This window comes from Kitasatospora sp. NPDC127067 (genome assembly GCF_042724755.1).
GTDB lineage: Bacteria > Actinomycetota > Actinomycetes > Streptomycetales > Streptomycetaceae > Kitasatospora > Kitasatospora lactacystinica.
On the sequence record NZ_JBHXEM010000025.1, the window covers coordinates 62761 to 75288 of the forward strand.

Sequence of the window (12528 nt, forward strand, 5' to 3'; positions counted from 1 at the left end):
CGGCACGGTTCGAGTTTTCACAGCCGGCCGGTTGTTGCGCAGCCCTGCTTGCCGGACGAAACAAAATGCCGCTCCGCAGGTCGGAAGGACCGCTGGAACGAGACAGGCTGATGAGAAGCCGTTGTGGTGGGTTTCCCCGGCCCGTAGGTTGACGCCGGTCCGGTGGTGTCGCCGAGTGGGGGAGGACACAGGATGGGGCGCCAGGAGAGCCCGCTGGATCCGGCCGCAGGGCCGGTCCAACGCTTCGCGTTCGAGCTGCGCCGGTTGCGCGGGGAAGCCGGAGACCTCACCTACCGGGCGATGGCCGGCCGTACCCGCTATTCGGTCGCGACGCTGTCGCGGGCGGCCGGCGGTCAGCAACTTCCCTCGCTGCCGGTGGCGTTGGCCTACGTGGAGGCCTGTGGCGGGGACCTCGCGGAGTGGGAGCGGCGTTGGCACGCCGCGGCGCGGGACGCGGCAGCCGAGGGCGGTGACGACGCCGATGCTCCGTACCGGGGCCTGGCCCGCTTCGAACCCGGTGACCGGGAGCGGTTCTTCGGCCGCGACCGGCTCGTCGCCGACCTGCTGGCCCTGGTGGACTCCCGTCGCCTGGTCGCCGTTGTGGGTGCCTCGGGCAGCGGCAAGTCCTCCCTGCTGCGCGCCGGACTGATTCCGGCGCTCCGGGACCGGGGCGCGGCGGGCACGGGTCCGGCCGCCATCCGGATCCTCACTCCGGGCCCGCGGCCCGCCTCCGACCATGCCGCGCTGATGGCGCCCGCGAACGGCGCGGGCGACACGGTGCTGGTGGTGGACCAGTTCGAGGAGGCGTTCACGCTGTGCACCGAACCGGCGGAACGCGCGGCCTTCCTCGACCTGCTGCTGGCAGCGGGTGATCCGGACAGCCGATTACGGGTGGTCCTGGCGGTACGGGCGGACTTCTTCGGCCGTTGCGCGGACCACCACGGCCTGGCCGTCGCCCTGCGGGAGGCCACGCTGCTGTTCGGGCCGATGGGCCCGGCCGAGCTGCGAGAGGCCATCGTCAAGCCGGCCGCCGGCGCGGGCCTGATCGTCGAACGCGCCCTCACCTCAAGGATCATCGAGGAGGTCGACGGCGAACCGGGCGGACTCCCGCTGCTGTCGCACGCCCTGCTGGAGACCTGGCGCCGCCGCAAGGGCAGGACACTGACGGAAGCCGCCTACGAAGCCGCCGGCGGGGTACGCGGCGCCATCGCCCGCACCGCGGAGCGGGCCTACGGCGGCCTGACACCGGAACAGGCCACCACTGCCCGGCGCATCCTGCTGCGACTGGTCACCCCGGGCGACGGCGCTCAGGACACGAGCCGTCCCGCCGACCGCACCGAACTCGAATCCCTCGGCACCGGCGGCACCGGCGACACCGGCGACACCGGCACCGCGGGGGTGCTCGAAGGCCTGGCCCGCGCCCGGCTGATCACCCTGGACGGCGACACCGTCCACCTCGCCCACGAGGCACTGATCGGCTGCTGGCCGCGGCTGAACGCGTGGGTCGACGACGCCCGCGACAGGCTGCGCCAGCACCGGCGCCTCACCGAGGCCGCCAAGGCCTGGGAGGACCTGGGCCGCGATCCCGGAGCGCTCTACCGGGGCACCCTCCTGGCAGCGGCCGAAGCGGCCTTCGCGACCGGCGGGCACCGCGACGACCTCACCCCGCTGGAGTTCGAGTTCGTCAGGGCCGCTCTCGCCGCCCGAAGCCGAGAACAGCGAAGCACGGCACGTTCAGCCCGACGGCTGCGCACCCTCCTCGGCACGCTGTCCGCCCTGGTCGTCCTCGTCCTGCTGACCGGGGTGATCGCGTGGCAGCAGAATCGGACCGGCGAACGGCGTCGCACGGAGGCCGCCGCCCGCCGGGCCGCCGCGGTGGCGGACGGCATGCGCACCTCCGACCCCCTCACGGCAATGCGGCTGAGCCTCGCCGCGTGGAAGACCGCCGATCTTCCCGAGTCACGGTCCGCACTGCTCGGCGCCGCCGTCCAGCCGGATCAGGACGTCTTCACCGACCCGCCCTCCGGCAAATCCGTCCCGCAGACCCACTTCCTCAGCGGCGACGGCCGCACCTTCGTCGGTGTCGGCCGCGACGAGGTGGTGAAGTGGGACGTCGACACGCACCGCCGGGTGGCTTCGCTGCCCGGATTGGGGGCCGAAGCGGACGACGTGGACGACATGAGCGCCGACGCCCGGACCCTCGCCGTGTTCGAGCACGACCATGTGAACGTGTGGAACCTGCCCGAGGAGAGTACGGGCGCGACCCCGGTGTCACGCCATTCCTCCGGTCCCGGCCTGGACCCGACCGCGGCCCGGCTCAGCCCGAGCGGACGGACCCTGCTCCTCTACGCTGTCGCGGGCGAGGACGACGTGGTCCAGGTCCGGGATGTCCGCGACGGCCGGTTGCTGGTCGAACGACGCACCAGGGGCGGTGAGCGCAGGCCGGTCGGCCCCGACGAGCTACGCGGTGTACCTGAAGCCAGGCAGCGGCGGATGTGGGTGGAGGACCGCATGCAGCACTACCCGTACCCCGATGCGTCGCTCAGCCCCGACGACCGCCTGATGGCGCTGTGCGTTCCGGGCGAGCCCGTCCAGGTGTGGAATGTGCCCGAACAGCGCCAGGTCCTAACCCCCTGGGCCCCCGACGTCACCGCGCAGCAGTGCCTCAACCAGGCGGTCGGGTTCGCGCAGGACGGCCGCCGGCTGGCAGTCGTCGACAGCGGCGGAGTCCGGATCTGGGACATCGCCTCGGGAACGGAGCTCCCGCGGATCGAGCACGCCGACATCAGGGAGGCGGCGTTCAGCGCGGACGGAACGCTCATGGTGGCGTCGGACGGCAAGGAGGTGCTGTTGTGGCGCCTTGACACCCCATCGGTCCCGTTCCTGCGGCATCCGCTCGCCAACACCGACGCCAGCCAGTTCAGGCTGGATCCGGCCGCACACAGGATCCGCTACCTGGAGGGCCCGACCGGAGCGGTGGTCCGCACCATCGACCTCACGACTGGCCTCGCTCCGGCCTGGACGAGCCGACCGATCGCGGCTGCCGTGTTCAGCCCCGACGGCAGCACACTCGCCACGCTGGCATCGCCGGAGGGCGGGGACATGTACCGCTTCCAACTGCGCGATCTCCGCGGGCCGGGAAACGTCGTCGACCTCCCCGCCACGTCCTGCACCTCGCGGCGTCAGAGCTCCATGCCCTGCACCGTCCTCACGGCCTTTCGTCCCGACGGGGGAGCCTTCGCCTTCAGCGTCTTCGACCGCTTGCAGTGGGACGCACCCCCCAGGGTGTCCATCTGGGACGTCTCCACCGCCAGCGTCACCGCGACCCTGGACCTCGTGGCCGGTGAGAGGCTCACCGTGTCCACTGTCAACGCGATCGCCTTCACACCGGACGGACGATCGCTTCTGGTGTCACGGATGCCGCAGGAGGAGGCCGTGGAAGTCTGGGACCTGTCCCAGAGGGCCAGAACACGGTTGATCTCCGGCGTCGGCGGGGAACAACTCGCCGTCCGGCCGGACGGACAACTCCTCGTCACCTCGCACAACCAACTCGCCGACCTGCCATCGGGCCAGGTGAACCCCCGTACGCTCACCCAGAACACGACCCACGCCGTGGCCTTCAGCCCGGACGACGGGTACCTGGCCACCGGCGACGAAGGCGGCCGCGTCACACTCTGGGACGGCAATGCCGAGCGGAACCTGGGCGTACTGCCCGGCACCTTCAGACCCAACGCCGCAGGGGTGTTCGACCCCATCTCCGCAATCGCGTTCTCCCACGACGGCCGCACCCTGGCCGCCGCGGGCACCGACGGCACACTGCGGATGTGGGACCTCGCATCCCACCAACCACTCGGCCCCGCCCTCCCCGCACCAGGAGGCGCCACCCTCTCCCTGGCCTTCAGCCCCGACGACCGCACCCTGCGCATGGCGACCGAGCACGTACCAGGGCACGCGGTCGTGGTGGCCCCGGACCGGGAAGCCGCCGACATCTGCGAACGGGCCGGAGGCGGACTGCCGCGAACCGACTGGGACACGTACCTCCCCGAAGTGCCCTACCGGAAGGTCTGCTGACCCCGACGGTGCGATTCCCTGCGGGCCCTCGCCGCCGATCAGGCGCTCATTGTCCAGCCGTACGACCAGCCGCCGACGGCGCTCCAGTTCACGGTGAGCAGCAGGACGAGGTCCGGGGCCTCGGAGTGGCCGCGAAGACCCGCTGGCGACTCGCCGTCGATCCCATCGAGCCGAACGCGCTCCACGAGATCGCGGTCGGCTGCGACGACACGCCAATCACGGTCGTCGTCGCCCACTGACCAGCCGCCGGCGCCCACAGCGGCTTCGCCCAGGAGCCGGGTGAAGCCGGTGCGGTCGAGGTGTGCGACATCCCACGGGTCCCCTGAACCTCGCTCGCTCTGCCGTGACGGAACGCCCATCGGAGCCCCGAGGGCGAGGACGCCTGCCTCATGGCGGTTCAGCCGGCCCGGACGACGGTGTCAGTGGGCGTTCTGTGAGCATTTATCGGTCAGTGCTTGGTCCTGACGGCGACTCATCAGGGACCTGCCGAGATGTCGCATCAGGCGGCGCTCAGCGATACTCGTCCCATGGAGTGGTTCGAGCAGGCCCGGGACGCGGAACAGCTCCGGGATTGGGATACGGCTATCACGTTGGTGAGTGCCCGGGCCGAGTGCTACTCCGCCGATTCCTACGCCCACGACAACCATCTCTGGCACATGGCATTGCTTGCCCGAGCAGGACGGTTCGCAGAGCTCACGGAACTCGCCCTCACCGATGTCCATGCACGCCGGAGGCTCAACGCATCGCTTCGAGAGCGGGGGATGGAGGCAGCGCTACGCATGCGCGCCGAAGATGGCGACCGCGACGCCCTTTACGGCCTTGTTCGACTGCTGTGCGAGACGAGCCGGGTTCAAGAGGCCGATCAAGCGGTCCACGACCTCGGCCGAGATGATCAGCACGCGCACCAGATCGTGGCCGGCTTTCGATCGTCATCGAACGCCTTTGCCGGGTTCTAACTTGAGGGTGGCACTGTCGTGGTACGGGACGGCTGAGGAATAGTGAAGAGGCCGGGCTCGGGTTCGATGAGAACGCCACGGCTGACCAGGCGCTTCAGCTTGGCTCGGGTGCCTTCGGTGTGGCGGGGCTCGGCGCCGACGCCGAGTGCCCGGCACACGTCCTTGGCGCGCAGGCCGTCTTCGGCGTTCTCGAACAGGGCGAGAATCTGCCGGTAGGCCGATGGGACGAGGCCAGGGGTGCGGTCGTCGTCTCCGGCGATCTCCAGCAGGGTTTCGCGGGTGATCTGCAGGCGTCTCAAGGTGTCTTCGGCGGTTGAGAGCTGCTCGGTGAGACGGGCTATCCGGTCACGCAGTTGTTCGGTCGTCTCGCGGACGATCTGCTGTCGGGTCTCGATCTTGTCCAGGAGTTCCCTTATCGATGCTCCTGCTGGTCGGGGGCTGCGTGTCAGGTCGGTGGGTCGCGCCAGGTCGGCGTGGTGGCGGCGGTGAGGCGGCGGAGCATGACGTCGGTCATGGACCAGTGGATCATCGCGACCGAGCTGGCCGGCTTTGCCTCGTAGTCGCGCACCAGGCGTCGGTGGAGCATGAGCGTTCCCAGGGTCTGCTCGACCACCCACCGTTTGGGCTCCGGTGTGAACCCTCGTGCACCGGGCTCACGTTGGACAATCTCCACATCGATACCGAGGCGGGCGCCGTGCTCGACGACCGCGTTCTTGAACCCCGCGTCCGTCCATGCCTTGGTCACGGTGGGCGCGGCGCGGACGACCTTGTCCAGCAGTGCGATGCCGATCGCGTTGTCGTGGACACTGGCCGCGACCACGACGGCGGCGATGACCAGGCCGAGCACGTCGGTGGCGATGCCCCGCTTGCGGCCCGGGCTCTTCTTGCCGGGATCCAGTCCGGTCGTGTCCTTCGGCGCGTTCGTCGAGGTCCGCACGGTCTGGGAGTCCAGGACGACCGCGGTGGGGTCCTCGTGTCGCCTGCGGCTTTCGCGGACCTGCCAGCGCAGCAGGTCGTGGATGGTCTCGGCGGTCCCGTCGTCGCGCCATGTGCCGAAGTAGTAGTACACCGCGCTCTTGGGTGGAAGGTCGTGGGGCAGGTAGCGCCACTGGCATCCGGTGCGGGCCCGGTAGAGGATCGCGTTCACGATCTCCCGTATCTCGTACCGACCGGCATGGCCGCTGACCGAGGGATGCTTCGCCTTCCACGCGGTGAGGACCGGCCGGATCAGCTCCCAGGCTTCATCCGACAGGTCGCTCGGGTACGCAGGGCGCTCGTCCACATCCGTCAGCACACCGCGTCGACGGCCCGCCGTGAAGTACCGGAACCGGACAACTTGCCTTCAAGGACTACGAGAACCGCCCAAGACTCGCAGAACGCCCTCTGAGGGTTGCGGCCGACCCAGTCCCGCACCTGCGAGGCCGCAGAACTGCCGGAGCGGCAACGCTTTCCTGATGGGGCTCCGCGGGCTTTACGGACCAGGCGACGATGGCCCGTCGTCTGTCGAAACGGCCCGCCGGAAAGGGCGGGCCGTCACGGCTGCGGCGTGGTGGAGCTGGAATGACCGTCCCCGGCCCGTTCGCCGTCAGGCGGTGAGCTTCGCGGTGGCCTCGCTCATCACGGCCGGTTTGGTCCCGTCGAAGGAGACGGTGTGGCTGACGTGCTGTCCCCGCTGCTGACTTCGGCGCTTCGGGGTGATGGATCGGCGCGTTCTACCGGCGGACCGTCGCAGTGACCGGCGCAGCCGTTCCCAAGATCTGCCACCGCCGTCACCTCCAAGCGCCGAGGTCAGTAAGGGTCGTCCCGTAATTGATCTCCGGCGGATCGGAGCGGGCGATCCAGCGCGCCTGCCACACTCAGGCCTGTGTGGCAGGTCCGCGGTCATAGAGCGTTCGTGACCAGAGGTGGCCGGCCGTTGCGAGCCCGAGGCACCAGGCCACGGCCAGGACGCCGTTGTGGCCGATCTGCCCGCCCATCATCAGGCCGCGGAAGGTGTCGATGACGGGGGTGTAGGGCTCGTACTCGGCGAAGATCCGCACCCCGGTCGGCATCGCGTCGGTGGGCACGAAGGCGCTGCTGAGGAAGGGCAGAAACTGGAGGATGAGCGAGAGGCTGTTCGCCCCGGCCGGTGTCTTGGCCTTGAGCCCGAACGCGACGGCGATCCAGGTCAGGGCCATGGTCAGCAGGGCGAACAGGCCGGCGGTCGCGAGCCATGCGATGGGATCGGCCGGTGATCGGAAGCCGAGCCCGACGGCGACCGCGACCACGAGAACCGCGCTGATCATCGTCCGGCTCACTGCGCCGAGGACCTGGCCGGTCAGCACCGCGGAGCGGGTGATCGCCATGGTTCGGAACCGTGGGACGATGCCTCCTTGGTGCATGTCGACGTTGACGTTCACCGCGGTGGCGGCCGCTGCGGCACCGGCCGCCATCAGGAGGACTCCGGGAGTGAGGAAGTTGATGTACCCGCCACCGGCCGCACCGCCGGAGCCGCCGAGACCACCGCTCAGCGTGCGGCCGAACACCCCGACGAACAACAGCAGCATGCCGATCGGCATGAGCAGGCCGCTGACACTCATCATCGGAAACCGCAGCGAGTGCTTGACGTCGCGGCGCAGCATCGTGATCGAGTCGCGCACGGCGTGGGACCGGGTGCTCATCGGGCGGCCTCCTGGTTCGTGGCGGTGTGGTCGGTGAGGGCGAAGAAGACGTCGTCGAGATCTGGGGCGCGGACAGCCAGTGCCTCGACCTGCACGTCCCATTCCTCCAGGCGCTCGAGGAGGTCCTTGAGGGACTGCAGAGTGCCGTCGCTGGGGACGTGCAAGGTGAGGTTCTCCGCGTCGCGGGTCGCGGCGTCCAGATGCCGCGCAGCGGCCTCCAGTTCCGGGGCGTCGGCGAATCTCAGCTCGATGCGGCCGCCGGCCACCCGCCGCTTGAGCTCGGCGGCGCTGCCCTCGGCGACCAGCCTGCCGCGGTCCAGGACGGCGATGCGGTCGGCGAGCCGGTCGGCCTCGTCCAGGTATTGCGTGGTGAGGAAGACGGTGACGCCGCCGGCGACCAGTTCGCGGATGATCTGCCACATGCCGCGGCGGCTGCGCGGGTCCAGGCCGGTGGTCGGCTCGTCGAGGAAGATGATGCTCGGATCGCCGACCAGCGTCATCGCCAGGTCGAGGCGACGACGCATGCCGCCGGAGTAGGTCGCCGCCGGCTTTCCGCCCGCTTCCACCAGGTCGAAGCGCTCCAGCAGATGGTCGGCCAAGCGGCGTCCCTCGGCCTTGGGCAGATGGTGCAGGTCCGCCATCAGTATCAGGTTCTCCCGCCCGGTGAGCAGGTTGTCCACCGCGGAGAACTGCCCGGTCACGCCGATCGCGGCCCGCACCGCGTCGGGCTCCGTGGCCAGGACGTGGCCGGCCACACGCACCACTCCGCCGTCCGCGGGAAGCAGGGTGGACAGGATCTGCACCGTCGTGGTCTTGCCCGAGCCGTTGGGGCCGAGAAGAGCGAAGACCGATCCGCGACGGACGCTCAGATCGATGCCGTCGAGCACGACGTGCTCGCCGTAGGCCTTGCGCAATCCGGCGGCGGCGATCGCCGGGGGGTGTGCGGCCGGGGCTTGAGTAGTCTGGACTGATGCGGTCGGTCTCGTCATGGCACCGATCGTCCAAGCCTTCCGCAGCGGAAGGGTCAAGCCCGATTCCCCGAGACTCCGCCGAAGGATGGATCGTGCTCACGATTGGCCAGGTCGCGACGCACCTCGGTTTGACGGTGCGAGCGATCCGCTACTACCAGGAACGCGGCCTGATCGCCGAACCGGAGCGCGATTCCTCGGGCTACCGGCGCTACGACGCGGCGGCCGTCGCTGCCCTGATCCGCATCAAGACCTTGTCCGAGGCCGGGGTGCCGCTGGCCCGGATCGAGGAGCTGATGGCCGCCGAACCCGAGCAGTTCCACGCCTGTCTGGCCGTACTCGACCGGGAACTCGCCGCCCGGATCCGCGACCTGAAGCTCCGGCGCGAGCGAATCGCCGCGCTGGGCACCGGAGACCGGCTCTTCCTGCCGGAGGCAGTCGTCGCGCTCTTCGACGACCTGCGCCGCATCGGTGCGAGCGATTACGCGATCCAGATCGAGCGTGACTCATGGACCCTGCTGTCGGCGCAGTTCCCGGACGAGGTGGCGCAATGGGCGCAGGCTAAACGCGGCGGACTGGCCGACCCCGCATTCCAGCGTCTCTATCTGCTCATTGAGGAGATCGCGGACTGGGACCGGGACGACCCCCGGCTCGAGGCCGTGGCAGACCAGGTCAATGCCCTCGGCGGGCTCCAGGACCCGCAGGCGAACGGGGTCGAGCCGATCCTCACCGTGGACGCCACACTCTCGCTGATCACCGCGCACGCCGGCAAGCCGCTACCTGCGGTGAAACGGCTGTTCGAGCTCTGCCTGGAACGGACCTCGAACACTGGACACTGAGGCGGCCAGGCCTCCGATGGCTTAAACGGCAGTCGTGGAGGATCTCCGCGAATATGCGACCCCTGCACATGCGAGCTCACCAGCCTCAACCCCCGAAAGCCAGGGAGGGTTGTCGAGACACGCTCTGCGGGGGACTCGGCACTGCCGGAACAAGGCAGGTAGGAGTCGGCGACCTCCTCGTGGGCCAGGAGCCATCCCCGCGCGTGCGGGGCCTACGCCGGGGCCGGCGGCTCGAAGGCGGGCGGCTTGGAGCCATCCCCGCGCGTGCGGGGCCTACCTGTACTCGGACTCCGACGTGACCGTCCAGGAGGAGCCATCCCCGCGCGTGCGGGGCCTACACTTTCTGACCTGCTGTGATTCGGCTCAGAGTGCGCCAATTAAGTCAGTTCGAGTCCACAGCCCCGTCTGCGCAGGGGTCGACCTGGCGCTCCGTTCTCCCAGCCGAGCAGGGCTACTTCCTCGGTTGGCCGACCCTTCGCACATCGCTCCGCCACGTCGCCCACATCGGAGCACTTCGAGCAGCAGGATCACGGGATCGCCGTCTCGCGTCCCATTCTGCTCCGAGGCGGCGCGGTCGGCCGGTTGCACGTCCAAGTTCGGCCCGACAAGGCCGTCCCGAGCACAACGTCCGCATCCTCCCGGTCGGGAATGCCCGTCACAGTTCCGGAGCCCATTGACCGCCGGCTCGCCGACGGGCAGCGCACCGGGACCAATGCGAGCACCCCCGACGTTCACCCTGCCCAGGTCGGGCCTGGAGCCGGCCGTCACCCGGTGGCCGGCTCCGGGCGGGACTCGCCGTGCCGCGACGGTCGGCCTGCGTCGTGAGAGCCGGCACGCGCACGACGTACCCGCCCATGCGAATGACCAGTGCTCATGAATTCCCCCCTCCGTCAAACAGGCATCACCGCAGGTGAAGGCTCTGGAGATTGGATGCCGACTCAGGAAAGCAGAGCGGTTCTCCGGGAGTCCGGCCATCGCGATCCAACCCTTTTGTGCTCCATGACACGCGGGTCGTGTCAGGCTCCGGGCTGATCATCTGGAATGCTGTTCTCCGTCCGCCGACCACGGCTTTGAGCGGCGGGCATCCGCAGTACCGGGCAGTCGGCCCGGGAAGCCCACGGAGAGAACGGAACATCATGAAGCCATCTGTGCTTGTCGTGTCCACCGACCCCCAGGGGTCCGCCGTCGTCTGGGCCGAGCGGGTGGGAGACAACCTGCCCTTCGACTTCATGGCGGCACACGACCATGCCGAGCAGTTGATCCACCTGAAGAAGACCGGCGCGAAGATCCACGTCATCGCCAACCAGAAGGGCGGCGTGGGCAAGACCACCACCACGGTCAACCTCGCGGCGTGCACCTTCGACGTCCTCGGCGAGAAGGACGAGTACCAGCACATCTTCATCGACACGCCGGGCACCCTGGCGGACGAGGAGATCCTGCGCAGGGCCCTGGAGATCGCGGACGACGTCCTGGTCCCGATGATCACCGAGCCGCTGTGCTTCGACCCGACGGCCCGGACCATCCAGAAGGTCATCGAGCCGATGGACATCCCCTTCCGGATCGTCGTCAACAACTGGGACCCCCGGGACGGCCGCGCCGACCTCGAGGACACCGAGGCGTACATCACGGCGAAGGGGTGGCCCCGCGCCAAGACCGTCCTGCGCCGGTACAAGATCCACTCGCGGGCGGTGGCCGAGGGAACGGTCGTCACCCAGTACAAGGAGAGCGGTACCGCCTACCGGGCCCGCGAGGACTTCTTCCGCCTGTCCCTCGAGCTGGGTTACGGGGGCCGCTGATGGCGGGTCGTCGCGTCTCCTTCGCGTCGATGGCCGGCGACCCGGTCGTCGACGCCCCCGGCGTGGACAGCGCCAACAACAGCGCCCCGGTGGCCAAGTGGATCCCCACCGCCGACTGCCTGCCCAACCCGCGCAACCCCCGTGACGAGCTGGGCGACCTCTCCGACCTGGCGAGCATCAAGGACCGCCAGCTGCAGAGCTGCCTCGCCGTCACCCCGGCCGCCTACCTGCGGCTGTGGCCGGAGGACCAGCAGACGCTGGGCGCGGGACCGCAGGACGTCGTCATCGTCAACGGCAACCGCCGGCGGGCCGCCGCTGAGCTGTACGGGCGCGAGCAGCTGCTCGTCGTCGTCGACGACTCGGTGGCGGAGTCCAAGGCGACCCTGCTGCGGGCCGCGCTCGACGAGAACATGGCGCGCAAGGACTTCGACCCGATCGAAGAGGCCAACGCGGTCATACTCATCGTGGCGCAGTACCCGACCGCCAAGGAGGCCGCCGAGGCCGAGGGCTGGTCCCAGAGCTGGATCTCGCACCGCAAGAACCTGCTGAAGCTCCACCCCGAGCTGCAGCGCCAGGTGCGGGCCAAGGCGCGCGGCGAGGAGGGCGTCTCCATCAACGTCGCCCGCCGGCTCGGTTCGGTGAAGGGCATCGAGGCGATGTCCCTGGCCGGGCAGACCGCGGAGCTGGAGCAGCTGCTCCAGTCCGACGCCGACGCGGTTGCCGCCAGGCGCGCCGCGAAGCTGGAGGCCAGGGCCGCCACCAAGGCGCCTGCAGAGGCGCCCGCACCGCAGCCCGCTGCGGTGGCTGCCTCCGCACCTGCTTCCACGCCTGCGGCCCAGCCGGCCGCGGAGGCGGCACCGGCCACCGTGAAGGCGCCGGCTCCCGTCGCTCCCCGGCCGGAGCCCGCGCCCCGTAACCCGGTCGCGAGCGCCGAGCCCGTCCGGAGCACCGAGCGATTTTCCGCGGAAAATTCCGAGCCGCTCCCGATGCCGGAGCAGCGGGCCGTGGTCCCGGTGGACGAGCAGTCGTCGGCCGCCCCGCAGGCGGAGCTCGGCGACGTCGACTGGCACAACGTGGAGGAGCTGGCGGACGCCATCTGCCGCACCCTCTCGGCCGACGAGGCCTACCGCCTCGCCGACGCCCTGGCCAACCGGCTGCTGACGACCAGCCGTAGCCAACCCGGGCAGCCTGATCCAGTCCGTGGACTGGGTGGCGATCGCACCGCCGCTGATCGCCGC

General features: G+C 69.9%; 10 protein-coding genes. 5 read left to right on the top strand and 5 right to left on the bottom strand.

What is annotated here, in order from left to right; all coding sequences use genetic code 11:
- The first annotated feature begins 192 nt into the window (after positions 1-192).
- Positions 193-4071 carry a hypothetical protein gene (locus ACFWJ4_RS13905; protein WP_380543130.1) on the top strand — a complete coding sequence of 1293 codons (3879 nt, stop codon included), beginning with the start codon at positions 193-195 and terminating at the stop codon, positions 4069-4071.
- A 38-nt stretch (positions 4072-4109) separates the two neighbouring features.
- On the opposite strand, the gene ACFWJ4_RS13910 is transcribed toward ACFWJ4_RS13905, so the two are convergent.
- Positions 4110-4256 (bottom strand): hypothetical protein, encoded by a 147-nt coding sequence (locus ACFWJ4_RS13910; RefSeq protein ID WP_380543132.1) that lies wholly within the window; start codon positions 4254-4256, stop codon positions 4110-4112.
- 342 nt (positions 4257-4598) lie between these two features.
- Between ACFWJ4_RS13910 and ACFWJ4_RS13915 the strand changes: the two genes are divergently transcribed.
- Positions 4599-5027: a hypothetical protein gene (locus tag ACFWJ4_RS13915; RefSeq protein WP_380543134.1), complete on the top strand. Its 429-nt coding sequence runs from the start codon at positions 4599-4601 to the stop codon at positions 5025-5027.
- Here the strand turns inward: ACFWJ4_RS13915 and ACFWJ4_RS13920 are convergent.
- The 4 genes from ACFWJ4_RS13920 to ACFWJ4_RS13935 all read right to left on the bottom strand — a co-directional run bounded on the left by ACFWJ4_RS13920 (position 5024) and on the right by ACFWJ4_RS13935 (position 8676).
- The gene (locus ACFWJ4_RS13920; RefSeq protein WP_380543137.1) at positions 5024-5326 is read right to left on the bottom strand and encodes a hypothetical protein; all 303 of its coding nucleotides are present in this window, start codon (positions 5324-5326) and stop codon (positions 5024-5026) included. The two genes, ACFWJ4_RS13915 and ACFWJ4_RS13920, sit on opposite strands and share 4 nt — an antisense overlap.
- A gap of 146 nt (positions 5327-5472) precedes the next feature.
- Positions 5473-6309: an IS5 family transposase gene (locus tag ACFWJ4_RS13925; protein WP_380543140.1), complete on the bottom strand. Its 837-nt coding sequence runs from the start codon at positions 6307-6309 to the stop codon at positions 5473-5475.
- Positions 6310-6883: 574 nt separating this feature from the next.
- Complete coding sequence (locus ACFWJ4_RS13930; protein ID WP_380543143.1) at positions 6884-7687, bottom strand: ABC transporter permease; 804 nt, start codon at positions 7685-7687, stop codon at positions 6884-6886.
- The gene (locus ACFWJ4_RS13935; protein ID WP_380543146.1) at positions 7684-8676 is read right to left on the bottom strand and encodes an ATP-binding cassette domain-containing protein; all 993 of its coding nucleotides are present in this window, start codon (positions 8674-8676) and stop codon (positions 7684-7686) included. Before ACFWJ4_RS13935 ends, ACFWJ4_RS13930 begins: the two co-directional genes overlap by 4 nt.
- A gap of 74 nt (positions 8677-8750) precedes the next feature.
- Here ACFWJ4_RS13935 and ACFWJ4_RS13940 point away from each other — a divergent pair, with 74 nt between their 5' ends.
- From ACFWJ4_RS13940 to ACFWJ4_RS13950, 3 genes are all read left to right on the top strand, one after another.
- A complete protein-coding gene (locus ACFWJ4_RS13940) occupies positions 8751-9494 on the top strand; it encodes a MerR family transcriptional regulator (protein WP_380543149.1) in 744 nt (247 codons plus the stop codon).
- Between the two features lie 1157 nt (positions 9495-10651).
- Positions 10652-11290, top strand: coding sequence for a ParA family protein (locus ACFWJ4_RS13945; protein ID WP_359902473.1), 639 nt, complete (start codon positions 10652-10654; stop codon positions 11288-11290).
- Positions 11290-12528: ParB/RepB/Spo0J family partition protein (locus ACFWJ4_RS13950; protein ID WP_380543152.1), on the top strand; the 1239-nt coding region annotated here is incomplete at its 3' end. The genes ACFWJ4_RS13945 and ACFWJ4_RS13950, both read left to right, overlap by 1 nt.